Source organism: Asaia sp. As-1742 (genome assembly GCF_011753235.1).
In the GTDB taxonomy this organism is placed as follows: Bacteria; Pseudomonadota; Alphaproteobacteria; order Acetobacterales; family Acetobacteraceae; genus Asaia; species Asaia bogorensis_B.
This window is the reverse complement of the sequence record NZ_VWWA01000004.1, coordinates 216,259-240,482: the sequence shown is the minus strand read 5'-3', so window position 1 is coordinate 240,482 and position 24,224 is coordinate 216,259. Positions and strand designations below refer to the sequence as shown.

24 protein-coding genes and 1 tRNA gene are annotated in these 24,224 nt (G+C 57.4%); 11 read left to right on the top strand and 14 right to left on the bottom strand.

Annotation, left to right across the window (positions count from 1 at the left end):
• The first annotated feature begins 95 nt into the window (after positions 1-95).
• Positions 96-959, top strand: a complete 864-nt coding sequence (locus F3J08_RS08405; protein ID WP_166929275.1) for a helix-turn-helix domain-containing protein — start codon at positions 96-98, stop codon at positions 957-959.
• 771 nt (positions 960-1,730) lie between these two features.
• On the opposite strand, the gene F3J08_RS08400 is transcribed toward F3J08_RS08405, so the two are convergent.
• A complete protein-coding gene (locus tag F3J08_RS08400; RefSeq protein ID WP_205206834.1) occupies positions 1,731-3,047 on the bottom strand; it encodes an LLM class flavin-dependent oxidoreductase in 1,317 nt (438 codons plus the stop codon).
• Between the two features lie 864 nt (positions 3,048-3,911).
• Between F3J08_RS08400 and F3J08_RS08395 the strand changes: the two genes are divergently transcribed.
• The 8 genes from F3J08_RS08395 to F3J08_RS08365 all read left to right on the top strand — a co-directional run bounded on the left by F3J08_RS08395 (position 3,912) and on the right by F3J08_RS08365 (position 10,324).
• Entirely contained in the window at positions 3,912-4,811 is a 900-nt protein-coding gene (locus F3J08_RS08395; RefSeq protein ID WP_205206833.1) for a transporter, read from the top strand.
• Positions 4,812-4,844: 33 nt separating this feature from the next.
• The gene (locus F3J08_RS08390) at positions 4,845-5,891 is read left to right on the top strand and encodes a phenylacetaldoxime dehydratase family protein (RefSeq protein WP_166929273.1); all 1,047 of its coding nucleotides are present in this window, start codon (positions 4,845-4,847) and stop codon (positions 5,889-5,891) included.
• Positions 5,888-7,411, top strand: a complete 1,524-nt coding sequence (locus tag F3J08_RS08385; RefSeq protein ID WP_166929271.1) for an amidase — start codon at positions 5,888-5,890, stop codon at positions 7,409-7,411. Before F3J08_RS08390 ends, F3J08_RS08385 begins: the two co-directional genes overlap by 4 nt.
• Positions 7,412-7,450: 39 nt before the next feature.
• A complete protein-coding gene (gene nthA / locus F3J08_RS08380) occupies positions 7,451-8,110 on the top strand; it encodes a nitrile hydratase subunit alpha (RefSeq protein ID WP_166929269.1) in 660 nt (219 codons plus the stop codon).
• Positions 8,107-8,412, top strand: a complete 306-nt coding sequence (locus F3J08_RS17385) for an SH3-like domain-containing protein (protein WP_205206831.1) — start codon at positions 8,107-8,109, stop codon at positions 8,410-8,412. The genes nthA and F3J08_RS17385 overlap by 4 nt, the downstream gene beginning before the upstream one ends.
• Entirely contained in the window at positions 8,409-8,762 is a 354-nt protein-coding gene (locus tag F3J08_RS17380) for an SH3-like domain-containing protein (protein WP_205206830.1), read from the top strand. The genes F3J08_RS17385 and F3J08_RS17380 overlap by 4 nt, the downstream gene beginning before the upstream one ends.
• A 1-nt stretch (position 8,763) precedes the next feature.
• On the top strand, positions 8,764-9,219 hold the full coding sequence (locus tag F3J08_RS08370) for a nitrile hydratase accessory protein (protein WP_166929267.1): 456 nt from the start codon (positions 8,764-8,766) through the stop codon (positions 9,217-9,219).
• An 82-nt stretch (positions 9,220-9,301) separates the two neighbouring features.
• Positions 9,302-10,324 carry a helix-turn-helix domain-containing protein gene (locus F3J08_RS08365; protein ID WP_166929265.1) on the top strand — a complete coding sequence of 341 codons (1,023 nt, stop codon included), beginning with the start codon at positions 9,302-9,304 and terminating at the stop codon, positions 10,322-10,324.
• A 482-nt stretch (positions 10,325-10,806) separates the two neighbouring features.
• Here the strand turns inward: F3J08_RS08365 and F3J08_RS08360 are convergent, their stop codons facing one another.
• The 5 genes from F3J08_RS08360 to F3J08_RS08340 form a co-directional block, all read right to left on the bottom strand.
• Positions 10,807-10,974, bottom strand: coding sequence for a hypothetical protein (locus tag F3J08_RS08360; RefSeq protein ID WP_166929263.1), 168 nt, complete (start codon positions 10,972-10,974; stop codon positions 10,807-10,809).
• 117 nt (positions 10,975-11,091) lie between these two features.
• The gene (locus F3J08_RS08355) at positions 11,092-12,084 is read right to left on the bottom strand and encodes an L-dopachrome tautomerase-related protein (protein ID WP_370458691.1); all 993 of its coding nucleotides are present in this window, start codon (positions 12,082-12,084) and stop codon (positions 11,092-11,094) included.
• A gap of 136 nt (positions 12,085-12,220) precedes the next feature.
• The gene (locus F3J08_RS08350) at positions 12,221-12,643 is read right to left on the bottom strand and encodes a cupin domain-containing protein (RefSeq protein WP_166929259.1); all 423 of its coding nucleotides are present in this window, start codon (positions 12,641-12,643) and stop codon (positions 12,221-12,223) included.
• Positions 12,640-12,825: a hypothetical protein gene (locus tag F3J08_RS08345; protein ID WP_166929257.1), complete on the bottom strand. Its 186-nt coding sequence runs from the start codon at positions 12,823-12,825 to the stop codon at positions 12,640-12,642. Before F3J08_RS08345 ends, F3J08_RS08350 begins: the two co-directional genes overlap by 4 nt.
• Positions 12,822-13,856 carry a zinc-binding alcohol dehydrogenase family protein gene (locus F3J08_RS08340; protein WP_166929255.1) on the bottom strand — a complete coding sequence of 345 codons (1,035 nt, stop codon included), beginning with the start codon at positions 13,854-13,856 and terminating at the stop codon, positions 12,822-12,824. Before F3J08_RS08340 ends, F3J08_RS08345 begins: the two co-directional genes overlap by 4 nt.
• 101 nt (positions 13,857-13,957) lie before the next feature.
• Here F3J08_RS08340 and F3J08_RS08335 point away from each other — a divergent pair, with 101 nt between their 5' ends.
• On the top strand, positions 13,958-14,329 hold the full coding sequence (locus F3J08_RS08335; protein ID WP_166929254.1) for a helix-turn-helix domain-containing protein: 372 nt from the start codon (positions 13,958-13,960) through the stop codon (positions 14,327-14,329).
• A gap of 310 nt (positions 14,330-14,639) precedes the next feature.
• Here the strand turns inward: F3J08_RS08335 and F3J08_RS08330 are convergent, their stop codons facing one another.
• The 8 genes from F3J08_RS08330 to F3J08_RS08295 all read right to left on the bottom strand — a co-directional run bounded on the left by F3J08_RS08330 (position 14,640) and on the right by F3J08_RS08295 (position 23,370).
• Positions 14,640-15,047, bottom strand: coding sequence for a VOC family protein (locus F3J08_RS08330; protein ID WP_122038513.1), 408 nt, complete (start codon positions 15,045-15,047; stop codon positions 14,640-14,642).
• 431 nt (positions 15,048-15,478) lie between these two features.
• Entirely contained in the window at positions 15,479-16,495 is a 1,017-nt protein-coding gene (locus F3J08_RS08325; RefSeq protein WP_240149226.1) for a tyrosine-type recombinase/integrase, read from the bottom strand.
• Between the two features lie 228 nt (positions 16,496-16,723).
• Positions 16,724-16,799: transfer RNA gene (locus tag F3J08_RS08320), tRNA-Glu, on the bottom strand.
• Positions 16,800-16,846: 47 nt separating this feature from the next.
• Complete coding sequence (gene recJ, locus F3J08_RS08315) at positions 16,847-18,655, bottom strand: single-stranded-DNA-specific exonuclease RecJ (protein WP_166929252.1); 1,809 nt, start codon at positions 18,653-18,655, stop codon at positions 16,847-16,849.
• A gap of 21 nt (positions 18,656-18,676) precedes the next feature.
• A complete protein-coding gene (glpX, locus tag F3J08_RS08310; RefSeq protein ID WP_023979732.1) occupies positions 18,677-19,669 on the bottom strand; it encodes a class II fructose-bisphosphatase in 993 nt (330 codons plus the stop codon).
• A gap of 84 nt (positions 19,670-19,753) precedes the next feature.
• Positions 19,754-21,067 (bottom strand): homoserine dehydrogenase, encoded by a 1,314-nt coding sequence (locus tag F3J08_RS08305; RefSeq protein ID WP_166929250.1) that lies wholly within the window; start codon positions 21,065-21,067, stop codon positions 19,754-19,756.
• On the bottom strand, positions 21,064-22,269 hold the full coding sequence (locus F3J08_RS08300) for an LL-diaminopimelate aminotransferase (RefSeq protein ID WP_062163717.1): 1,206 nt from the start codon (positions 22,267-22,269) through the stop codon (positions 21,064-21,066). The genes F3J08_RS08305 and F3J08_RS08300 overlap by 4 nt, the downstream gene beginning before the upstream one ends.
• A gap of 99 nt (positions 22,270-22,368) precedes the next feature.
• Entirely contained in the window at positions 22,369-23,370 is a 1,002-nt protein-coding gene (locus F3J08_RS08295) for a hypothetical protein (protein WP_166929248.1), read from the bottom strand.
• Between the two features lie 184 nt (positions 23,371-23,554).
• Between F3J08_RS08295 and F3J08_RS08290 the strand changes: the two genes are divergently transcribed.
• Positions 23,555-24,223 carry an ATP-dependent Clp protease proteolytic subunit gene (locus F3J08_RS08290; protein WP_166929247.1) on the top strand — a complete coding sequence of 223 codons (669 nt, stop codon included), beginning with the start codon at positions 23,555-23,557 and terminating at the stop codon, positions 24,221-24,223.
• Position 24,224: the final 1 nt, after the last annotated feature.

Here is a 24,224-nt window from a genome sequence, read left to right as displayed (position 1 = left end):
CCAGTTTCCTTGGTTGTCAGATCATGATCATGGCCGCCATACTCATCCTGTTACAGTAGTGACTTTATCATAGTATCAGCACTGACAGGCTTGAAGTGACTTCTTCCACCGCACTTGGCGCCTATCTGCGAGACAGGCGTGATCGTCTCGATCCGGCGGCATTTGGCTTTCCCGCCACAAGGCGACGCACGCCGGGGCTGCGCCGGGAGGAAGTCGCGCAACGCGCCAATATCAGCCCCACATGGTACACCTGGCTGGAGCAGGGGCGGGCGGGTTCGCCCTCGGCGGATGTGCTTGATCGTATTGCCAAGGGGATGCTGCTGACCGAAGCAGAGCGCGAGCATCTGTATATGCTGGCGCTCGGGCATCCGCCAGAACGGCGGTACAGGGCGGCCGAAGGCATCACGCCGCGCCTGCAACGCGTGCTTGATGCGCTCACCTGGAGCCCAGCCATCGTCAAGACACCCTTGTGGGATGTCGTTGCCTGGAACCGGGCGGCCTCCTGTGTGCTCACCGATTACAGCAAACTGGCGCGGGAAGACTGCAATATCCTCAAGATCGTTTTTTGTACGCCCCGTATACGCGCGATGCAGACGGACTGGTCGAGCCTCGCCTATTCGGTGGTCGCGGCTTTTCGTGCCGACGTGGTGCGGGCCGGTGCTTCTGCCGAGATCGACAGGCTTGTCGCTGAACTGAGCGCTGCCAGCCCGGATTTCGCGGCGCTCTGGCAGCATAATGACGTGTTGCAGCAAGGTGAGGGAACCAAGCGCCTGCAACATCCTGCCGTAGGGCTGATCGAACTCGAATATTCAGGGTTCGCTGTCGATGGGCGGCCAGATCTTGGCCTGATCATCTATAATCCGGCTACGACAGGCGATCTCGAGCGCATCCAGCGCCTCATGGCAGAGACATTTCCGGACAATGGCGTCCCGATGGCTGACCGGGATGGCCAGGATTGATGTGATGTGTCGGATGCGGGCAGGCCGCGGCCACAGATGCCATAACACGGTCTCCAGCATATCGCGCAGGATCTCGGACAGCATTTTCGGGAGCGAATGGCCAAGCGAGCGGCACATTGCCTCATTGGACTTGCCAATAATGGTTTTCCGTTCTGCGGCGTTCATGGAAAGCCTCTCAAGCCTGGTTTTTCGGATCACTATGCTTTGCATGATGAGGACCTATTTGAGGCCGGATCAGGCCATGCAGCTTGTCTCGGTGTAGGATGTTGCCTGGTTCACTGCAGACGTGTTCGAGACACCTGCTCGGTACCCTGGTCGAGTGATCGAACTTGCAGGCGATAGCGTGATGGGTCGCTCCATAAAATTGTCTCTAAGATGGGCAGGCATTCGCCCAGCCTCTGGCTTTACCATCCCATCTGTCATGCGAACGCGCCTGCAAGAAGCCTTTCTTACGATGTTCGATGGATTGCGAGAGACGGATTTAGGGCTGATAGTCCCGCTTCGCGATGCGAGAACCCGGCGTTGTTGACCGTCGAGAGAAGGGCGCGGCACCGGGCAAAGGGTTATGCCGTCCACGTAATATTCCTATAGCGTCATGAATCTGCCAGACCGATTTCTACCAGGACAAGGGAACGGGTGACGTTGATATAATTACTATTACTTTATAGCGATGAAATCCTCGATTATGATAATTATACGTAGGTTGACATTTTTTACAGTACGCGCGATTACCTCGGGGTGGGCCATATACATTAACAGTAACTTGCCGGCCTACGTCGACGAGAATATTTTTTCGCGCAGAGTACCGGGTCTATATTGGGTCTTGTAACGCTTCCTATGCTGTAGTTCGGGAATAACATATGTGATGAAGTCCTCGAAGCTACCCGGCGTGATGGCATAGGCAAGGTTAAACCCGTCCACACCTGTCTCCTCGATCCAGTCCTCCAATTGGTCGGATATGGTCTGCGGGCCACCAACAAATGTTACCCCCATGCCGCCAATCGCGGAATGTTCGGCGAGCTCTCGTACCATCCATATGCGATCGGGATCACTTATGGTCAAAGCATCGATCGCGGAGTGTATTGCGTTACTGCGAATATGTCGAACGGGCTCCTCCGGATCGTAAGAAGAGAAATCGATGCCTGTCCATCCTGACATCAGTGTCAAAGCCCCTTCAAGGCTAACGTAGCGTCTGTACTCCTCATATTTCTCAATTGCCTCCGCGTCAGATGCTGCAGTGATGACAGTTACTAACGAGAATATTTTGACAGAGTCCCGGTTTCTCCCCTGCGCTGCGACCGCGTCACGGATTGCGGTCGCACTACTGCGCACAATCGTTGATGTAGGCCCTGCGAGAAACACGCATTCAGCATGTTTTCCAGCAAATCCTCGCCCCTTCGCAGAAGTACCTGCCTGATAAAGAACCGGAACAAGTTGTGGCGAGGGTTCACATAAGTGAATAGCGTCCACCGAAAAATAAGGGCCGTCGTATTTTATGCGTCGGACCTTATCAGGATCGGTGTAGATCCCATTCACTCGATCATTGATAACCGCGTCATCATCCCAACTCTCGTTCCAGAGCTTTTTTACGACGGCCAGATAATCGTCAGCAATGTCATAGCGCGTATCGTGATTTTGCTGCTGCGACTGACCATTGCCGCGGGCCGCGCTGTCGAGATATCCGGTGACAATATTCCAGCCAATTCGTCCCTGAGTCAGGTGATCGAGGGTGCTCATCTTGCGCGCAAATGGATAAGGGTGTTCGAAAGACAATGTCGCAGTAAGACCGAAGCCCAGATGCGTCGTCACCGCCGCCATTGCTGCGATGATGAGGGAAGGGTCATTCACAGGGACCTGGGATGCATTGCGCAGAGCAGCTTGAGAGTTCCCGCCATAGACATCATAGATCCCAAGTACATCCGCAATGAACAACCCATCAAACAGGCCACGCTCAAGGGTCTTGGCCAGCTCGGTCCAGTATGAAATCGTTTTATAACGGGAAGCTTGGTCGTCGGGATGGCGCCAGAGACCGCTTGCCTGATGCGAAATGCAGGCCATGTCGAACGCGTTGATCAGTATTTCGGTCATGATCGGTCAGATCCTCTATCCAGGGATTATCATCCCACCATGAAATTATTGGTCGAAACTGCCTGTAGTGTTTGTAGGCAATATTGGTATGACCCTCAGACCAACGGCCCAGCTTGAGCGTCAGTCACAGGCTGGATGCAGGCACTGCGTTGATTAAACCTTCGCCAGGCTGAACCCGCTCCGATGTGGCAACTCGTAAGGTCAAGGATGCGAACGGCGGACCAATTCAGGTTTTCACAAAAAATAACGCTGGTTTTCCAGATAACCCTGCCTCAGGCGTCCAAATCTGTCAAATCCTATCGTGCATATATAAAATAACAAATTTTTATAGTGATTTGTCAAGCGCGGAGCGTACGTTGAGTGCAGAAGCGCTCACATAAAAGCGGATCATCAGGGAATCTGAGTGTTCGCAAGGCTCCCCGGAATGGTCGCGCATTTGCTTCGCCCAACGGTGCCTCAGCGCACGCACCAGATACTGCAGGCTCTGTGCGAAGGAGAACGGCGTCTGTTTATCGATATGACTGCCTTAGGAAACTGAAGATACAACTTGCCGCAGACCTCGCCCCGAGGCTTCCAGAGATTACTCTTATGAAAAGAATACGTGGTCGAATGAACGCCTGGCCCTGATGCGCATGAGCGCTGGTTCTGGCAGCCGACATCACTTGCAAATAGGCGACTTGCGGCATCCCGCAGGGGTGCTGACAAGGTGCAAGCATGGCCGCCTCGGTCAAAATTTATGGCCTTCTCGGTCAAGAAATCATCCCGGAAACGAAATAATAATAGAATATCAGCCGACAATATAGCGCTGAACGCGGCACGCACTAACCGCGTCCCTTCAACGTCTTACAACAGGTAATCTGCGCTATGAGCACTGTCTTGGGGGAGGGAAAGCCGAAATCATTGCGCTGCGCTGGGTTCAGTCTAGCGATCGCCTTGATGGGCCCTGCGTGTGCCAGGGCGGCTGAGGTTAATCCGGGGGATTATGAACAATTCCCACTAAAATCCACTATTGCGGTGGTGTACTACAACTATGTCAACACGGACTCCCTGTACATGGGGGACACCAAGGTATCAAACTTCAATGTAAGATCGAACCTCGGCATTGCGCGACTGCTTCACGTGTTTTCGCTCACGAAGCGTTTGACAATCGACCCTCAGTTTCTTCTCCCATTCGGGAACGTGACAGCTTCCGGGGCAGCGAAAGCGCTCGGTAGTACGACTGGTGTAGGCGACCTCATTTTGACGGCTCCGCTCAAATACCGGCTCAATGATCATCATGATACGTTGAGCGCGACCGTATATCTTTATTTACCGACGGGAAGTTATGATCGCAGGCGATCGCTGAACCTGGGGGAGCATCGTGTCTCCCTAGACTTTCAGGGGGCCTATATCCACCATTTTGGCACCCACTGGGCCTTCGACCTGATTGGTGACGTCATTTGGTATGGGGACAATAATCGCTTCAATGTCTCGAATGGGCGTATGTCGCAAAGCGAGAGCTATTTCGTACAGGGTATCGGTCGATACATGCCCAATCCCAAGACAACCTTAGCTCTTGGTATTTCACAGTCCTGGGGTGGAAAGACGCTGCTGAACGGTATTCCCAATGCAGCAGCCTCATCGAGTACGCGTCTGAACCTGACGGCCATCCGGTTTGTTGCACCACGGGATCAGCTACTTCTGCAAGCCGGGACCGACGTGAGCGTATCCAATGGGCTGGCTAGCAATATCACAGTGCAGTGTCGATACGCGCACATCTTCTGATCGATCAACAATGCTGACTGAATGAGGTCCGTCATGGAATCCGCAGTTGACCAACACCTTCGTTGTCCACGCACAATGGCCAAACGAGTGGCCGACGATTATCAGCCTCCCTTCCCCATGTATGTGGCGCGGGCAGATGTCGATCTTACTCGGGTCTCAATGGGTTATTTCGGGGTGCAATTCAAAGACGCGACACTGAGAGAGGCCGCGCTCTTGGCGCTACGCAAAATAGTTGCGGACTTCGACCATGAAAATGGTCCTGGCAATCATGATCTGACTTTTCACCAGGATAACCAGGGGTATGGCAACTTCATTGTTGTTGGTTATTGGCGTGACTTCGAAACTTATGAACGCTGGTGTAATGATGCCTCTATTGCATCCTGGTGGGCGGCCCCTGAGCGGCTGACCGAGAGGCTGGGGTATTTTCGCGAGTGTGTGGCACCGGACGCGCGCCAGTTTGAGACCCTTTACGCGTTTCAAACCAGTTTTCCAGGCGTTGGTGCAGTGATGGACCGCACCAGCGGCGAAATACAGGAACATGGTTATTGGGGATCGATGCGTGACCGATTTGCGCTCTCGCAAAACGATCCTATGGAAGCTAACGGCATCTTGCGTCGGCTCGAACATGCAACCGCCGAAGGTACGAGGGTAGTCATCCATTCGCATGACAATTTGGCGCTGATACGATCGGGTCAGGATTGGCGCAATGCTGGAGATGCCGAGCGAACTCTGTATCTGGATCGCATAGAGCCCACATTGCGCAACGGCATGGATTTCCTACGAGATAACGGAGAGGAGGTAGGCTGCTATAGCAACCGCTACGTACAATCGATCGATATTGATGGTAATCTGCAAGACGAGAGTTACAATATCGGTCACTGGAAATCATTGCGCCATCTCGAAGCGTGGGCTGAGAGCCACCCGACCCATTTGAGAATTTTCGGTGTCTTCTTCGAGGTGATCGCCGGCATTCGTGAGCTCCGTCTTTATCACGAGGTCTCGGTTTTCGACGGTACACATCAGTTTTATGAGTACATCAATTGTCATCCCGGTACCGGTATGATGAGGGACGCGGCATGACGATACGGCGTCCAAACCAAAGAGAGATTGCCGATATTGCTGCAAAACTCGGCTTTCCTCTGACCTCGGGTGAGGCAAGCGCTTATGGGGCAGCCTTGGCCTCAACCTTTGAGGCATATGACCTGTTGGATGCCCTACCGGATTACGTGCCGGCCCCGCGCTACAGCCGTAATGGTGGGTATCTCCCGGACGCCTTTGAAAATCCATACGGCGCCTGGCACAGGAAGACAGTGATCTCGGGCGCGGCTACAGGGCCGCTACATGGTAAGCGCGTTGTCATCAAGGATAATATTTGTGTAGCCGGCGTCGAGATGGACAATGGATCATCAACCTTCGCTGGCTATGTGCCAGAGGTCGATGCGACGGTTGTTTCGCGTGTCCTGGACGCCGGCGCAACAATCACCGGCAAATCCGTATGCGAATATTTCTGTTTTTCCGGCGGGTCGCACACTAGTCATACCGGTCCGGTAACCAATCCGCGAAAGGCTGGCTTCTCGGCTGGTGGATCTTCATCGGGAAACGGGGCCCTTTTGGCAGCGGGCGAAGCCGATATGGCAATCGGCAGCGATCAGGGAGGGGCGGTGCGCATTCCAGCGTCGTTCTGCGGCGTGATTGGCATGAAGCCCACTTTTGGTCTGGTACCCTATACGGGCGCCATGCCAATCGAGCAGACGCTCGATCACCTCGGACCCATGAGCTGTAACGTTGCAGATAACGCAGCGCTTTTACAAGTCATCGCTGGTTTTGACGGATTAGATCCTCGCCAGCAAACCAATATCGGCAAAACCGACTATTCCGCCGGTATTGGCAAGAGCCTATCGGGACTGCGTATCGGTATACTGGTCGAGGCCTTCGACGGTCCTGGCATCGAGCCGGTAGTGCAGCGCGCTGTTGAGGATGCAGCTCATTTATGTGAGGCGTTGGGCGGGCGGGTGAGCCGTATTTCGGTTCCAATGCATAAAGTCGCGCCCGCCATCTGGCTCGCGATTGCGACCGAGGGGGCAAGTGCGCAGATGATGGCGGGGAATAGTCATGGGCACAATTGGCGCGGGCTTTATATGACGCAGATGATGACCCACCACGCGGAGTGGCGCAGTCAAGCTGAAAAGCTTCCTCCCACACTGCGGACAACCCTGATTGCTGCCGAACATATGGATCGCCACTATCATGGCAAATTCTATGGAAAGGCGCAGAATTTAGCCCGTCGATTGCGCCTGGCCTATGATCTCGCTTTGGAAGAGGTAGATATCTTGCTGATGCCTACTTTACCGATACGAGCGAGCCGGTTGCCTGGTTCGAACGCGTCGGTAGCGGATAATCTCGCGCGCGCCTTCGAAATGTTGGGGAATACCGCACCGTTCGATGCCTCGGGCCATCCGGCGATCTCATTGCCATGCGCTTCAAGCGAAGACCTGCCAATCGGGCTACAACTCGTCGGGCGTTACTACGACGAGGCCACAATCTACCGTGCCGCGTATGCTCTCGAAGACGCCCTCGATTGGCGATCGAGAGTGCACTGAGAATACGAGTGTGGCCTCCTCCTCTGGAGTATATCTGACATGAGTAAACACCCAGACCATTCTCATTCCCACGATCATGGTCCTTTGCCAGACGATCTGGAACTGCGCGTAGAGTCTATTGAGTCGCTTTTGGTTGACAAGAACCTGGTTGATCCTGCGGCGCTCGATGCACTTGTCGACACCTATCAGAATCACATTGGTCCCAGGAACGGCGCCGCCGTAGTGGCACGAGCCTGGAGCGAACCGGCCTTTCTCGCTCGCTTACTCGATGATGCTACGGCCGCAATTTCGGAGATGGGATTTTCGGGGGGCCAGGGTGAGGATATGATCGTCGTCGAGAATACGGACGGCATTCACAATATTATCGTTTGCACTCTCTGCTCCTGCTATCCTTGGCCTGTGCTGGGATTACCTCCTGCCTGGTATAAGGCAGCCCCATATCGTGCCCGCATCGTCCGTGAACCACGGGCGGTACTCGCGGAATTCGGATTAACAGTCCCGGAGACGAAAGAAGTCCGGGTTTGGGATAGTAGCGCCGAAATCAGGTATATGGTTCTCCCTCAGCGTCCTGCTGGCACGGAGGGGTGGACGGCTGAGCAACTTGCTCCCCTCGTCACGCGTGACTCAATGATTGGGACCGGTATCATCTCTCCCCCTGCGCAGGCAGAGAGGGGTGACCTGAATGGAGCGCCGTTATGAATGGAATCCATGACTTGGGCGGAATGCACGGTATGGGACCGGTCAATCCTCCTGCAAGCGAGCCCGTCTTTGCCCATGTTTGGGAGGGCCGGATCTTCGCTTTATTCATTGCGACTTTCGCGGGAGGTCATTTCAATGTGGATGAGTTCCGTCACGAAATTGAACTGATGGACCCAGCCACCTATCTTCGATCCAGCTATTACGAACACTGGGTTCACGCCATTGAGGCTCTACTCATATCACGTCAGGTGCTTTCTGTTGACGAGATTGGCAAACGCATGCGCGAAGGATCAGTGGGATGACTGTACTGACTTTGGATCTCGTTCCAATTGTCGTGCGAACAGGGGCATCGTCTCGGGTTTCGACAGAGGAGATCACGCCGCGGTTCAAGGTCGGCGACCGTATAAGAGCGCGCAACATGAACCCCGCCACCCATACAAGACTGCCTCGCTATGTTCGCTCACGTGTCGGCATAGTTGTCATGGATCATGGCGTTTTCACTTTCGCCGACACAATGGCACATGGAAGCATCCCCTCTCCACAGCATGTGTACAATATTCGTTTTGAAGCATCTGAGCTGTGGGGGGAAGGTGCGTCCGCGCAGGACTGCGTCCATATCGATCTTTGGGAAAATTATCTGGAGGATGTGTGATATGCTGAACGCCTCTGAAGTTTCTCCCTGCGACCATGAAGAGAGTGTGGCACGGGCTATTCCTATGGAGACCGCTCCCTTTGGGGCGCCGTGGCATGCCCGCGTCTGGGGGCTCGCTGTACATCTTCATGAGACAGGGCTGTTTTCGTGGCCGGAATGGGTGAACGTTTTCTCCCGCACCGTAGCTGCCTTGCCAGCCGAAGCTGGCGAATGTGTAAATGATACCTATTACAGGCAATGGGCTTCCGCGCTGGAGAGCCTGCTTTCTGCGAAAGGGTATCTCCCCATTGAGAGCCTTGATGCAAAGCATGCTGCATGGCTTCATGCACATCTCCATACACCTCACGGTATGCCTGTCATCCTGCAGGAGCATGGGATAACTCTGCCGTCTCAGGGCGCTCCAACGGCACCCTTGCGGGGTGTTCCGATCCATATAAGTCCGGCAATCAGAGGCTAGCGTTCCCACGCCCTCCGGTTGGGGCTCGTCTCACTCTCTGGCTTAGGCTCTTCATGTTTTGTGAAAAGGGAGATTGCCAGCTGTGAATAAATCACCCGACTCTCCCTCATCTTCCGGTATTCTTCAACCTGAGGACTGGGCTGACCCTCTGCTCGATTTGTCGGTTCACCAGTCTGGTGAGCGACGTATCGAATATTGGAGGGAAATAATCCTGAGGTTGTTCGCGGATGTGCAGATATCCGCTATTCCGCGGCATGATTTTTTCGGGAAAGTCCTCTCGCAGCGATTTAGCGACCTACGCCTTTCAGTAATATCGGCTTCTGAGCAAAGTGTAGACAGGAGGTTTCGTGAGGCTCGCAGCGACTACGAGGATCGCTATTTCGCGGTACTGATGCTGCAGGGTAAACAGATTATTGAACAGAGTGGCAGCCACGCCATCCTCGAGGTAGGTGACATGGCAATCTATGATGCCACGCGGCCACATTCGCTCCGGTTCGAAGGACAGTGGCAGGAGGTGGTCTTCAGCATCTCCAGACCTATACTCAATAATCTACTCGTCAACGCAGAAGACAGGGTAGCCACATCGCTCGCCGTATCTCAGGGCGTCGGAAACGTACTTTCGTCTTACCTTGGCGCGCTGGGTCGACAGATCGGACAGCTGAGCGCTGACGAGATGACGCGCCTGGCCGATCCTGCGATAAGCATGTTGGCTATGACCTTGGGTGGAATTAATGGTTCCATTGGCGATAGTCCGCACTTGCGCTCGGGCACTCTTTTGCGTGTCAAAAGGTATGTCAACACGCACCTTCATGATCCCGATCTCGACGCAGCGATGATCGCTTCGGCCAGCGGGTTATCAGCGCGGTATATCAACAAGCTGTTCGCTGCCGAGGGAACTTCGCTTATACGTTATGTCCTTCTCAAACGTCTTGATCGCTGTGCACACTCGCTTTCCGGGACTGGAGGAGCGCGTACTGTGGATAGCATCGCCGACGTCGCGCTACGTTGGGGATTCAATGATATGTCTCATTTCAGTCGTGCATTTAAGAAAAGGTTCGGCGTCACACCGCGAGAGTGGCGAAAAGAGGGAGTTCCCAAAAGATGATAGTCAATACGTCGCTACGTGAGGCGCTATATTGATATTATCCTTTCATCAATACTGCGTATCGCATGCCGCACGCCTCACTATCCCGGTGTATTAGAGCGTTTTTATTTCATGCTGGCTCATGCCCCATGACGGTAAAGAAGCTGGCGCATTCGTCGGTCGTGACCCGATCGATAAGGCTTGCGATCCTGTTCCAAAGCCCCTCGCGGGTGCGTGACGACATCCGGCCCGAGGACGATCGAGCGAACTACGTTGCCGCGTGATGGATCAAACCCGACGAGTTTTACCCTTCCGGCAACCGGTGCGCTGAATTTTGGTGCGCCTGTATCGCGTATTTATGAAACGTTATTGATGCCAGCCACGACGCTTCAAGAACTGACGAGGCGATGAGTAGCATCCGGTCCATTGCCGAATATGCCATCCGCTATGGGTACAACCTTGCCCGCTCGAATCTAGGTGATCGCGGAAGGGGGAGAATCACCTCATTGAGGATAATTCACGAAGATGCGTTCGTTGGGTAGTACGGCGATACCTGCAGGCATGGCACCGAGGATATTGGCGACCATTTCCACTGGCAATGTGCCGGCCTGTGCGCTGGTTGTTAGTGCAATACCCAGGCTCAAGGCGGCGATACGAAATCGGAGGAACATGGGATATCTTGCCGGAATGAACGATAGTGCAAGAGGTCTCAACCCTGGGAACGGTTCAGGAAACTCCAAAGCCCGGCGGTGTAGCGGGCCCTCCGCCCCGCGGTAGCGAACCTCGTCTCACGGATTGATCGGCAATGACATGATGATGAACGGCTTTTGGATTTTCGATACGCCGTGCTGAAACACTGGCAGGCGGTCCAACTGGGCGACAGGGAACCATAGCCGCCCATCCTTTGTGAGAAACGGCGCGTCGGCCCAGTGCAAACGATGATCTGTCAGAAGTTTGATGGTCTTGCCCGACGGGGTTCGGCAGTAAATCGTGTCGTTGGCAAGTACCGAATAATAAAGTCTGCCGCGTTCATCCATGATGCTGCCGCCGATCGGCGGAAGATCGGCCCATGGCTTCACCAATGCCGCAAGGCTCGTACGCGACACGGATGGGTCATCGAGAGCCGCTGTTGGAACTTGCGACCAAGGACCTTCGAGTGGCCCGAAATAGAGTGTTCTGCCATCCGGACTGACCTCCAGCGGATCGACATTCACATGAAGTGGTGAATCGTCACTGATCCGCACAGTCTCGCCCTCCACAACGATAGGACGATCCTGTCGCACTGTTGTGGCGGGATTGTCGTCGAGCACCCGTCGGACCGACCCGCTCTCAATGTCGACAACGAGAAGCGCGCCCTTTCCCGCATCAGTTAAATAGGCATGGGCGCCGTTGATACGGATATCGTCGATGTAGCTCCCATCTGGCGCAACATCTGCACCGAACGGATAGACTCGGATAACGGCACCCGTCATCGGGTTTATGCGTACCAGTTTCGCACCGTTCTTCACAATCGTGCCGCCAAATTGGGGACTTCCGGTGTCGACAACCCAAAGGCTACCATCAGGACCGACATGCAGCGCATTGACGTTGACGAACCTGTGGGTGGCATCAAGCCCTGGTTTCCAGTCATTCCATTCTGCAGTTGGAAAAGGCGCAAGCGCTTTCGATTTCGTGACAATGGCGACAGACGGGCCGGAAAAACCCGTCCAGCGTGGCCCCCCGACAAAAACCTGGCCCGCCGCAAGCGCTACGGCATTCCAGTCCATTGTGTCACTTTTCACTTCAACCCGAGCAGAGTTTGCGTATCCTGCCCCGGCATCTCCGAAAACAACGAACGCCGCCACCAAGGCGGTCTTTATGACACGCCCCCGGAACAAGCGTGCGCAGGACAAGGCAAAATGCATGGTGCACATAACGTCAGATCCCTGCGATAAAAATTGGCTGCGTTTCGTTGGGCTGGCCGACGAACGTGACATCGTCCTGCGCCCGACGCGGAGTATCGATCGCGAGGAAGACCACCGACGGAGTCAGGATTTTCGGCAGCGCGTGGATTGCCCGCTGGGGGAACACAAGCAACTGACCGGGAGCGAAAGCGGCTTCGCTCGCGGGATCGTCGATCCAGAACGTTCCCTCGCCGGTCAGGACATAGAGAATTTCGTCGCACTGGGTGTGATAATGGGCAGGTACGCCGTGATAGACCCGAAAGAGGCGGATACTGCGGGACTCGCTATCGGTCAGATAGGTGTCCATCAGCATCGTATCCGCTGTTGTGGGAAATGTGGCGGCAATGGCGTGCAGGTCGAAGCGGCCGCCAGAAGGCAGACCTTGTCCAATCGTCATGATACGGCTCCTTTTGCCCCGAGGAAGCAGCGCGGGTACGCCGTGTCCGCAGCCTGGTAGAAAGCCGAGACCTTGCCATTACCCACCATCCGGAGATGGGCGAACGCACTCCCACCAGGCAGTAGCGTCTTGTCGTCTGACGCAGCGGAGGTTTGCCGCATATTTGTGAAACGGGTTTTCATGCAACGTCTCCCGCTGAGCCGAAGCCTTCGAGCACCAGCTTGCCACGCGCACGACCACTCTCAATGAGCGCGTGCGCGCGACGCAGATTTTTCGCATTGATCGGCCCGAAATGCTCGCCCAGAGTGGTGCGGATGCGTCCGCCATCGATCAGGGCAGCGACCTTGTTCAGGATTTTTCCCTGGTGGTCCATGTCGGCGGTCGCATACATTGAGCGCGTGAACATCAGCTCCCAATGCAGCGACAGGCTCTTACGCTTGAGTGGCATGGCGTTAAGTTCCGCAGGATCGTCGATCAAACCAAGATGCCCTTGCGGTGCCAGAAGTTCGACGATGTTGCTGAGATGCTGCGTGGTCTCGGTCGTACTGAAGACGAATCCCGGTGCGCCGGTCGGCAGCTGTGCGACCTGAGGCGCGAGCGGCTGACGGTGATCGATCACATAATGCGCACCCAGATCGCGCACCCACTCTTGCGTTTCCGGGCGCGAGGCGGTCGCGATGACGGTGATGTCCGTCAGCACGCGGGCTAGCTGAGTTGCGATCGATCCGACACCGCCGGCACCTCCGATGATGAGGAGCGACGGTTGCGTTCCAGGCACCGGGCGGCGGATATCAAGCCGATCAAACAGCATCTCCCAAGCCGTAAGGGTTGTAAGCGGAAGAGCTGCTGCCTGTGCCCAGTCCAGGGTCCGGGGTTTATGGCCGACAATTCGTTCATCCACCAGATGGAACTCGGCGTTCGTGCCAGGGCGTTGCAGCGCGCCAGCATAGAAGACCTCATCACCAATTGCGAAACTGGTGACGTCTGGCCCTATTGCCTTGACGACACCTGCGGCGTCGTAGCCGAGAACACGCCATTGACCGGACTCAGGCTTGGCGCTCGCTCGAACCTTGACGTCGACCGGATTGACCGAGATCGCACGGATTTCAACGAGAAGGTCGCGCCCTGATGGAACCGGATCGGGCAGATTGATGTCCCGCAACGCGTCTGCATTGTCGATCGGATGCGGGGACTGAAAGCCGATAGCACGCATGTCTCTATGCTCCGTGGTTGTATGGAGCACAAATAAGAATCTATGGTGATTTTACACAAGAACGCACATATACTGTCCATAGTATCGGAAATGATACCGTTATGCCCCGCATTCGTCACAAGAGCCTTGATTGCAATCCCGGCTGCGCCGTTGAAGCAACCCTCCAGTTGATCGACGGAAAATGGAAGGGTGTGATCCTGTTCCATCTTCTGCAGGGAACGATGCGTTTCAATGCTCTCCGCAAGGTTCTACCGAATGTTACGCAGCGCATGTTAACCATGCAGCTTCGTGAGCTTGAGGAAGACAAATTCATTCATCGCGAAGTATTTCCGCAGGTTCCGCCCAAGGTCGAGTATAGCCTTACAGATCGCGGCCGGACCCTTGAGCCCGTCATTATGGCGCTTAAGCACTGGGGAGACGCACATACCAAATTCAAGACAAAGGAGGCCGTGCAGGAAGCAATTGTGGTCTGACGGATAGAGTGGCCCGCAAAAATCTTTGCTGCCGGAATTGTATCGTTTGTCTTTTGTGCAGTCTGGTTGATCGGTATGCGGCAGCGTCTATGACTGGCTGAGACACAGGCGCGGTTTTCTGTAGGTTGACGTGACGGGGTTCGGCTGGAATGTCCCAAATTCCGTCTGTCGACGTGAGCACTGCAATGTCAGCTTCTGGAAAACGGTCACAACCGTCAATGTGTGAAAGTTGGAGACGCTAGCTGCCTTTCGGATCCCACGTCGTAGATCAGACAGCTAGGTCTGGTTACTCGGCCGCTCGTGCCAGGCGTTATTGTGGGTCCTCCTGATACGCTTCTTCGGGGCGAATTGGCGTTAATGTAGTCACTTCAATGAAATAGCCACCCTTCGCTCTAAAGTAGAAAGACCATGCGCCATGCGCATTGCATGGAGCCTGTACTTCCCAGCCATCCGCGCTTAGACGCTGATAGAGAGTGTCGACGTCCTCGCGAGACTCCTGAATGAAGCCAATGTGCAGGATATCGAATTGCCCGGGATAATCGAAGCCTTCGAGCTTGTTTTCGAAGTGATTGACGATCAGCACCAGCCCGTCTTTGTCCTGCAGGACGGCCATCTTGTTCCCACGAACAACGAGAGTGCGTAGGCCGAAGTACTGTTCGAGCATTGCGCGATCAGCCTCAGTATCATGGCTGTAGAGGTTGATATGATTCAGCTTCATGACTGTGTCTTTCCGTTGGTGAGACGGACACGAGCCGGCCGCGATCTGGACAACGACGACCGACCACGGACGAGGCCAATCCTCGTCGTGTCCGGCCATGGCCAAGAGCGGGTTCATTCGCTCAAGCGTGACTGTCTCCGGAGAGACCACAGGTTGTCACCATACCTGCATCGCTGTCTTTTTAGGCAATGCATCTTGGATGACGTCAGCAGCAACGGTCAAGCAGCTTCGTCAGTTGTGTCCATATCACAGTAGCTTAATGAATAACGGAACAGAGCGACATGAGGTCCGAGTCTGCCGTCCGGCTTCGAGCAGATCGGCATAAACCAAGAGCCCCTAAGGCACAGTTTCCGTCCCCAAAACGCGCATTTCGTGTCCCCCGCACCTGCTCGCGATAAGCGAAAGAAGCGGAAGCAGGTGTGAGGGGAAGGTCATGCCGGTTCCATAGACGTTGGCTCATTAGCCTCAATCTTGTCCGTGAGTTCCTGCATGGCAGGCTGGTAGTAGCGGTCGAGCGATTTCAGATCGTGATGCCCGGTGACACGCATCAGAGCAAGCGGGTTGGCGAGAGAGCGCGCGAGACGCAATGTCGCCTCATGGCGCGGATCGTGGAAGGTGAGGTTTGTCAGGCCTGCACGCCTGGTCATCCGACCAAAGCGGACAGAGAACGCCTTCTCATTGCCGATATCAAAGATCTTCTCGTGTGGCTCCGGCCTGTGCGGCGTCTGCTCAAGTTTGTCGACGAGAAGGCGTCGCAGTGGGCGTTTCTCAGGACCGAGCTCCTCCCTGTGTCGCTCGCCCTTAACCCGGGCAAGCGAAAGCGTGCGACTGCGGAAATCGATGTCTTTCCAGCTGAGAGAAACGGATTCCGATAAACGGCAGGCTTGTTCGATCGACCATTTGACGAGCCATACATCATCGGGATGCTTGGATGTCGAAACGACCTCGACAAGGCGGTCATATTCACTCTGAAGACTGTGCTCATTGTCAAAAATGGCCAGTCGCCTGTTACGCTTCCTGTCAGCGCCTTGCGGACGTTTCACAACCCTGCCCGAAGCATGATTGACCGTGTGGATATCCCACTCGCTAATCGCATGCTGCACGACGCTTGCGAGGAGATTGAGCCGCTTGACCACGGTCGCTGGCGCATAGCCGTCGGACAGCATGCGATCACGAAAGGCCCGAACGTCAGCAGGCTGCCATTTACTCACAATGACATTAACGACAGGGTCATCAAGGAGGGCAGGGATGTGATCAGTGCGATCCGGCTGGCGATGGATCATGCATTCGTTGCGATAGCACACCACCAATCGTCTGAGAGGCGTCTTGTCGAGGAACAATTTGTGCTTGAACTGGCGAAGATCGACCTCGGCACGTTTTTCAGTGAGCCAGCGACGAGCCAGTGCTGAGGATGCGAAGGTCTTTCTCAGGCGTTTGCCGTCGACCATTTTGCGAGCCTGATACTGGCCGGGTCCACGGTACCATACGCCCTTGGGGAGTGGTTTACCTGTGGCCGGATCGATGCCTGATCTTCATGATTCGCTCATGCGAAGCCCCTGATACCAAAGAGCCATGTCTTCCTGATGGGCTCAGGAATGGCTCAAAATCAACATTCTGGTAAATCAGGATTGTGCTTCTAATCCGCTGCACCCCGCAGAGTACTGCGGCCAATGCCGTGGTGTCCCGTACGGGATTCGAACCCGTGTTACCGCCGTGAAAGGGCGGTGTCCTAGGCCTCTAGACGAACGGGACTGGAGGCGTGAGCGGCTGATTATCCCACCCCCGGATGGGGGTCAACCCTAAATCGTGGCAGCGTCCAAAATAAAAAAGCTCAGCATATCCTGACCGTTCCACTGCTCGCAGCGCAGTTGCCCCGCCACGTGAAGCACCGGCATAGCCCGGTCTTCCAGCAGGGCAGCGAAAGCCTTGTCTGCGGCGCGAAAGACCAGACCACGCAGCCTGCCGCCATCCTCGCCCTGCAGGATGACACGCAGCGTGTTGCCATCGCGCCCGATACGCTCGGTCTTGACGGCACGAACGCGGCTGATGGCAATGACCGGCTCTTCATGGCCAGCCCCGAAGGGGCCGAGGCGTGCCAGTTGTGCGGCAATTTCCGTCGTTGCCCCGCGAAGGGTCAGTACGCCGTCTATGCAAAGTGAGTCGTGGCGCGGGCGGAGTCTGGCCGGAGCAAGCGCCTCGTCAAGGAACTGGTGGAATTCAGCTGCTCTTGCTGCGTCGAGGGAGAACCCGGCCGCCATGGCGTGACCGCCACCGGTAAGCAGCAACCCCGACTGGCAGGCATTGATCACAGCCGCCCCAAGGTCGATGCCCGGCACAGAGCGGGCCGAGCCCTTGATCCTGCCATCCTGAAGGGCGCCAACCAGCACAGGCCTGTTGCAACGCTCACGGACACGACTGGCGACGATACCAACAACACCCGGATGCCAGTCCTCGCCATGCAGGAACAGGGCCGCGTGACCGGCCTCAAGCTGCGCTTCGGCCTGGGCATAGGCCTCGTTGAGAATATCCGCCTCGACAGTCTGGCGCTGCCGGTTGATTTCATCGAGTTTTTCGGCCAGCGCCCGGGCCTCGAACGCATCGTCGCTCAGGAGCAGCTTTACCCCGAGTTCGGCTTGCGCAATACGGCCGCCCGCATTGATTCGTGGCCCGATGGCAAAGCCACAGGCCATGGCGCTGGCTGTCTCTTTCACCCCTGCCACGGAAGCCAGGGTGGATAGGCCCAGCCGCTCGCCACGGCCCATCACGCGCAGGCCTTGGGCGACGAAAGCGCGGTTGAGGTCGCGCAGGGGCATCACATCGCAGATGGTGGCCAGTGCCACCAGATCGAGCTTGCGCAGCAGGGCAGGCTCCTCATGCGCGTCAAACCAGCCCGACGCGCGCAACGTCCGGCAGGTAGCAATCAGCGTAAGGAAGGCAACGCTCGTGGCGCAAAGATGCCCCAGCCCCGACTCGCAATCGAGGCGGTTGGGGTTGACCACCAGACAGTCAGGCAGAATGGCCCCGTCTGGCTTGTGATGGTCCAGCACGATAATATCGCCACCCTCTTTGAGGCTGGTGAGCAGATCAACGGCGGCCGTCCCACAATCGACACAGATAAGCAGGCTCGCCCCTTTGGCGCGCAGGCCTTCCAGGGCTGGCCCGTTGGGGCCGTAACCTTCCTTCTGCCGGTCGGGAATATGGAAAAAGACCGGACACCCCAGCTCGCGAAGGGTTTCGGTCAGGAGGGTGGTGCCGCAGGCGCCGTCGACATCGTAATCACCGAAGACGCCAATGGTCTCACCCCCCTTGACGGCATTGGCCAGTCGCAGGGCGGCGTCGTTCATGCCTGTGAGGCAAGACGGGTCCGGCAACCAGTCGCGCAGCTTCGGGTCGAGAAAAGCAGGGATACGGGCGGCATCGACCCCGCGGCTATGCAGGATGCGGGCCAATAATTCGGGAATGGCGGCGCGCTGCGCGATGGCCAGGGCGATGCGACCATCACCGCTGGCCAGCCTGTCATCGCGCCAGACCCAGGAACGCTGACTGCCACTTTCATGGACAGAAAGAACCGGTTCTGGCGAAGCGATGATCGTAGGAGCGTCAGACATACGCTCCTTTATAGGGTGGGATCAGTGACCTGCCCACGTCTTGGTGGTGAAATTGTGCCGCCCCTCAATGAAGCGCACCGTGGCAGACTTGGAGCGCATGACGATGGAGTGGGTGCGGGCAACGGTCGGGCCATAGAAGCGCACGCCGCGCAGCAATGTTCCGGTCGTGACACCGGTGGCCGAGAAAAGCACGTCGCCACGGGCCATGTCATGCAGGCCGAGCTTGCGGGTCGGGTCATTGCCCGGATCCATCGAGCGGGCGCGCTCGATCTGGCTCTCATCCTCGAACATCAGGCGGCCCTGCATCTGGCCACCCACGCAGCGCACGGCTGCGGCGGCCAGAACACCTTCCGGCGCGCCACCCGAACCCGCATAGATGTCCACACGGCTCTCATCCATACAGGCCGCAATGGCGGCAGCAACGTCGCCATCGGTCAGCAGCATGACGCGAGCGCCGGCTTCACGGGCGCGGGCAATCAGCTCCTCATGACGTTCGCGGTCGAGCGCACACATGGTGAGCGAGGAGATATCCTTGCCCTTGGCCTTGGCAAGGTCACGCAGCGTGGTCTCGATCGGGGCGTCGATATCGATCAGATCGTCCGGCAGGTTCGGGCCCACCACCAGCTTCTGCATGTAGATGTCAGGCGCATGGAGGAAGTTACCGCTCTCGGCCAGTGCCACCATCGTCATGGCGTTCGGCATGTCCTTGGCGCAGAGATTGGTGCCTTCGAGCGGGTCGACGGCGATGTCCATCTTGGGACCGCCGGCACCCACCTTTTCGCCGATATAGAGCATCGGGGCTTCGTCCATCTCGCCTTCGCCGATCACGACCGTACCCTCGATCGCGACGGTGTCGAAAGCGGCCCGCATGGCCTGGACGGCTGCACCGTCAGCCTCGTTCTTTTCCCCACGGCCAGTCCAGGCCGATGACGAGATGGCCGCAGCTTCTGTCACGCGCACGAGCTCGAGCGCGAGGTTGCGATCCGTCACTTTATACTTAGGAGAGAAAGGCATCCGGTATATCCTATCTGTACTCTATCCAGCTGAGCCGGAATTGCGACACGCCCTGTTATGCCGGGATGTGCCGCCTTTGCCACATCACACAGTCTCGATTTTCATGAGCAGCGGTGTGCCGACGACAGTTTCCAGGGGCTCGAGGGCCGTCAGGACGGAAAGCATGGCCGCCTCGCTGGTTTCATGTGTGACAAGCGCCAGCGGAACAACCGTCTGTGAAGAAGCCGTTTTTCCGGCCTCCTCCGCCGCATGTTGCGAGAGGGCGCGCAGGGATACGCCATAGTCGCGCAAGGCCGCCGTAATATCGGCCACCACGCCGGGGCGATCCTGCACAAAGAGGCGCAGATAATACTGCCCGGCCAGGTTTTCGCGCGGGGCACACGCGATTTCGGGCCGTGGGTCCATCCCCCATACGGGCAGGGCTGTTCCCCGGGCGAGATCGATCACATCCGCCATTACGGCGCTGGCGGTCGGTCCTGCACCCGCACCACGGCCTTCAATCAGCATCGGGCCGCTGAAGGCGCCCTCGGTCAGGACGGCATTGAAAACGCCGTCCACATTCGCGATCGGAGCGGATTGCGGCACCATGCACGGGCGCATTGAGGCCTCGATGGTGCCCTGCCCATCACGGCGCGCGCTGCCCAGCAGCTTGATGCGATAGCCCATCTCGCGGGCAAATGCCTGATCGCACGCGGCGATGTTGCGGATTCCCTCGACATGCAGGCTGTCGAACCGCACCGGCTGACCAAAGGCAAGGCCGGCAAGTATGGCGAGCTTGTGGGCGGCGTCCCAGCCATCGACATCGGTGGAAGGGTCCGCTTCGGCATACCCAAGGGCCTGCGCCTCGGCGAGAATATCGCCAAAATCGCGGCCCGACTCGCGCATGGCGGTCAGGATGTAATTGCAGGTGCCGTTCAGGATGCCGCCAACGCGCACCAGATTATCGGCTGCCAGACCCTCACGCACGAGCTTGATGGCCGGGATGCCGCCTGCCACCGAGGCTTCGAATAGCAGGGAGGTGTTGTTCTCGCGGGCCAGCGTGGCCAGAGCCGCACCATGAATGGCAAGCAGGGCCTTGTTGGCGGTTACGACCGGCTTGCCAGCCTTCAGGGCGGTTTCGACCAGCGCGCGGGCTGACCCCTCTGCGCCGCCAATCAGCTCCAGCACCACATCGACCTTCGGGTCGCTGGCCAGCGCAATGGGGTCATCATGCCAGGTCAGACCGGCAAGATCGACGCCACGGTCGCGGGTGCGATCGCGGGCCGAGACAGCGACCACCTCGATGGTCCGTCCGGCACGGGCAGTAATGGCCTGAGCGTTCTCACGCAGAAGGCGCACTACGCCAGCCCCGACCGTGCCAAGACCAGCAATACCAAGATGAAGTGTTTGACCGTTCACGAAACTGCCTCTGCCTGTTTGACGCCGTGTTTGTTGAGGAAGGTCTTGATGGCACGCGTAGCCTGACGCAGGCGCTGCGTGTTCTCGACAAGACCGATACGAACGAAGCCTTCGCCATATTCACCAAAGCCAAGACCCGGGGCCACGGCTACACCGGCCTCTTTCAGCAACAGCTTGCTGAAATCGACGCTACCCATTTCGGCAAAGCGCTCCGGGATAGGCGCCCAGGCGAACATCGAGCCCTGGGGAGAGGGGACGTCCCAACCCGCAGCATGCAGCCCGCGGATCAACACGTCGCGACGCTCGCGATACATGTCCCGAATTTCGGCCACGCAATCCTGCGGGCCGCTCAGGGCCGCGACAGCTGCCACCTGAATGGGGGTGAAGGCGCCGTAATCGAGATAGGACTTGATGCGTGTGAGGGCCTGGATCAGATGCGGATTGCCTGCGGCAAAGCCCATGCGCCAGCCGGCCATGGAATAGGTCTTCGACAGTGAGGTGAACTCGACCGCGATGTCCTTGGCGCCCGGCACCTGCAGGATCGACGGTGGCGGCTCGTCGCCGAAATAGATTTCGCAATAGGCCAGATCGGACAGGATCCAGATCTGCTCGCGACGGGCGAAAGCGACCAACTCCTTGTAGAAATCCAGCGACGCCGTGAAGGCCGTCGGGTTGGACGGAAAGTTCACGATGAGCGCAGTCGGCTTGGGGACGGAATGACGCACCGCCCGTTCAAGCGCGCGCAACATGTCCTCATCCGGTGTGGCGGGAATGGAGCGTACCGAAGCGCCGGCAATGATGAAGCCAAACTGATGAATGGGGTAGGACGGATTCGGCACGAGAATCGTGTCGCCAGGGCTGGTAATGGCCGATGACAGATTGGCCAGACCTTCCTTCGAGCCCAGGGTCGCGATGACTTCGGTCTCGGGGTTCAGATCCACACCAAAGCGGCGCTCATAATACCCGGCCAGGGCGCGACGCAGACCGGGAATACCGCGGCTGACCGAGTAGCGATGGCTGCGCGGGTCGGCCACGGTCTCGACAAGCTTCTTGACGATATGGGGCGGTGTGGGGCTGTCGGGGTTGCCCATGCCCAGATCGATGATGTCTTCACCATGCGCTCGGGCCGCGGCCTTGGCCTTGTTCACTTCGGCAAAGACATAGGGCGGCAGGCGACGGATACGGTGAAACTCTTCGGTCATTTTTTCGGCTCGGGGGCACAGGGTTGAAATAAAATTACCGGAGTCAGGGCGACTCCGACAATCTTCACTAACCTGTTTCCAGAACCGGGTGAACCGTCCTCAGTAAGGCGAGCGGTCAATTCTCACGCCACGCCCCAGCGCACCGGCGCTCAGACGGATATCCGATGCGGAGACGCCGTGCAGAATCAGGCTCTGTGCCACCACGCGCGCGCGCAGCAGGCCTAGCTTGATGCCAATAACCTGCTCTTCAGGGCGGAATGACGTGATTTCGCCGAAGCCCTTCACATAGACCACGTCATGAGGGCCGCGCGTGCCCAAGAATTTGCCGATCGTGCCGTCCTGGCCATTCGCGATCTGATCGGACGCCTGCTTGAAGCGGATCAGCGTGCCATGGGGCTCGGTCAGGTCATAAGAGGGCGGTGCAATGTCCGGCAGGGCGGCATCGCGCGGGATATCGAAGCCGGGAAAACGTGGCGCCTGGGGCGGCAGATCACCGATTTGCGGCAGCTCGCCCGGTTTGATCGGCGGCGGCGCAAAGCGTGTGACCTCAGGCAGGGCGGCTTCGGGCGGCACTGTTTCGGCGGGCGCAGCCTTCTTCGCTGCCGGTTTGGCAGCCGCAGGCTTGGGAGCCGGTGCAGCAGCCGGTGCAGCAGCCGGTGCCGATGCCGGTGCCGATACCGTTGCAGGCGTCGCTGGCGGTGTCTGGCCGGGCGCCACAACGCTCATCGATGAGCCACTGTCATTGCCCGCGGGACGCGGCTTGGGCTGCGGTGGCGGCGCCGGGATGATGAGCGGGCCGTCAGCCACGGCAAGATGCTGGCTGAGATTGCGCTGGAGCGTCAGCTTGTCCGTAAGGGCCTGTCGGGCAGAGGCGCTGGGCAGATCGACCTGGGTGGTCGGTGTCAGCCCGACATGGGGGTAATTGCCATGAGCCCCCGGTGCAGGGGGGCGCTGCTTGGAAATCTCGCCGCCCTGGTACTGATGATACCAGTTACCGACCGTATCGACGGCGTCTCTGTGACCGCAGGCGGCCAGGGGCATCGTGAGCGACGCCATGCCTGTCATGACAAGGCCTTTGTGCAGCCAGCCTGTTTTCTGCATTTCTTCCCAACGACCTTATGAGTTTCTTGTCCGGTATCACCGCGCTCACGACACCCTAACCGTTCCCGCCCCTCGTGGCGAGATGCCTGATCCCGAGCAAAAATCGGCGGGGCTCTTGTGAGGGCCGCCTATCAAGCGCAACATAGAAGGGATGAACAGGCTGTATGGACATAGGAACACCATAATGCGTGGCACGACGCCTCAGGACATCTTCCGTATCGCACCACGTCTCGACGATGAAGATCCCGATACACAGAACCCCGACTCTCCGGAGACCAAGGAGCCCGCAGAAAAGGCCCCCGGTACCGAAATCGAGGGCAAGCTGTTCGAGCAGCGCAAGGTGCTGATCTTTGGCGGCATCAACGACAAGGTGGCCCGTGATGTCACAGGTCGTCTGCTTGCACTGGCCGGAGCTTCGGACAAGCCGATCGATATCTACGTCAATTCACCGGGTGGCCATGTCGAGAGTGGTGACACCATTCATGACATGATCCGCTTTGTGGACTCCATCGCTCCCGTGAACATGATCGGCACGGGCTGGGTTGCATCGGCTGGCGCGCTGATTTTTGCCGCAGGTCGTCCCGAGCGTCGTCTGTGTCTGCCCAACACGCGCTTCCTGCTGCATCAGCCGATGGGCGGCGTTCGTGGCCCGGCAACCGATATCGACATCGAGGCCCGCGAAATCATCAAGATGCGCGAGCGCCTGAACCGACTGTTTGCTCGTGAAACCGGTCAGTCCTACGAGAAGATCGCCAAGGACACGGATCGCAATCACTGGATGTCGGCAGAAGAGGCCATTGCGTATGGTCTCGTCTCGCGCGTCATCAATAAAATGAGCGATATCAAGGAATAAG

Excerpts from the sequence above, each read along its gene's own strand:
- F3J08_RS08400 (WP_205206834.1), bottom strand. The coding sequence starts at position 3,047 with ATGACCGAAATACTGATCAACGCGTTCGACATGGCCTGCATTTCGCAT.
- F3J08_RS08395 (WP_205206833.1), top strand. The coding sequence starts at position 3,912 with ATGAGCACTGTCTTGGGGGAGGGAAAGCCGAAATCATTGCGCTGCGCT.
- F3J08_RS08390 (WP_166929273.1), top strand. The coding sequence starts at position 4,845 with ATGGAATCCGCAGTTGACCAACACCTTCGTTGTCCACGCACAATGGCC.
- F3J08_RS08385 (WP_166929271.1), top strand. The coding sequence starts at position 5,888 with ATGACGATACGGCGTCCAAACCAAAGAGAGATTGCCGATATTGCTGCA.
- nthA (WP_166929269.1), top strand. The coding sequence starts at position 7,451 with ATGAGTAAACACCCAGACCATTCTCATTCCCACGATCATGGTCCTTTG.
- F3J08_RS17385 (WP_205206831.1), top strand. The coding sequence starts at position 8,107 with ATGAATGGAATCCATGACTTGGGCGGAATGCACGGTATGGGACCGGTC.
- F3J08_RS17380 (WP_205206830.1), top strand. The coding sequence starts at position 8,409 with ATGACTGTACTGACTTTGGATCTCGTTCCAATTGTCGTGCGAACAGGG.
- F3J08_RS08370 (WP_166929267.1), top strand. The coding sequence starts at position 8,764 with ATGCTGAACGCCTCTGAAGTTTCTCCCTGCGACCATGAAGAGAGTGTG.
- F3J08_RS08360 (WP_166929263.1), bottom strand. The coding sequence starts at position 10,974 with ATGTTCCTCCGATTTCGTATCGCCGCCTTGAGCCTGGGTATTGCACTA.
- F3J08_RS08350 (WP_166929259.1), bottom strand. The coding sequence starts at position 12,643 with ATGACGATTGGACAAGGTCTGCCTTCTGGCGGCCGCTTCGACCTGCAC.
- F3J08_RS08345 (WP_166929257.1), bottom strand. The coding sequence starts at position 12,825 with ATGAAAACCCGTTTCACAAATATGCGGCAAACCTCCGCTGCGTCAGAC.
- F3J08_RS08340 (WP_166929255.1), bottom strand. The coding sequence starts at position 13,856 with ATGCGTGCTATCGGCTTTCAGTCCCCGCATCCGATCGACAATGCAGAC.
- F3J08_RS08335 (WP_166929254.1), top strand. The coding sequence starts at position 13,958 with ATGCCCCGCATTCGTCACAAGAGCCTTGATTGCAATCCCGGCTGCGCC.
- F3J08_RS08330 (WP_122038513.1), bottom strand. The coding sequence starts at position 15,047 with ATGAAGCTGAATCATATCAACCTCTACAGCCATGATACTGAGGCTGAT.
- F3J08_RS08325 (WP_240149226.1), bottom strand. The coding sequence starts at position 16,495 with ATGGTCGACGGCAAACGCCTGAGAAAGACCTTCGCATCCTCAGCACTG.
- recJ (WP_166929252.1), bottom strand. The coding sequence starts at position 18,655 with ATGTCTGACGCTCCTACGATCATCGCTTCGCCAGAACCGGTTCTTTCT.
- glpX (WP_023979732.1), bottom strand. The coding sequence starts at position 19,669 with ATGCCTTTCTCTCCTAAGTATAAAGTGACGGATCGCAACCTCGCGCTC.
- F3J08_RS08300 (WP_062163717.1), bottom strand. The coding sequence starts at position 22,269 with ATGACCGAAGAGTTTCACCGTATCCGTCGCCTGCCGCCCTATGTCTTT.
- F3J08_RS08295 (WP_166929248.1), bottom strand. The coding sequence starts at position 23,370 with ATGCAGAAAACAGGCTGGCTGCACAAAGGCCTTGTCATGACAGGCATG.
- F3J08_RS08290 (WP_166929247.1), top strand. The coding sequence starts at position 23,555 with ATGCGTGGCACGACGCCTCAGGACATCTTCCGTATCGCACCACGTCTC.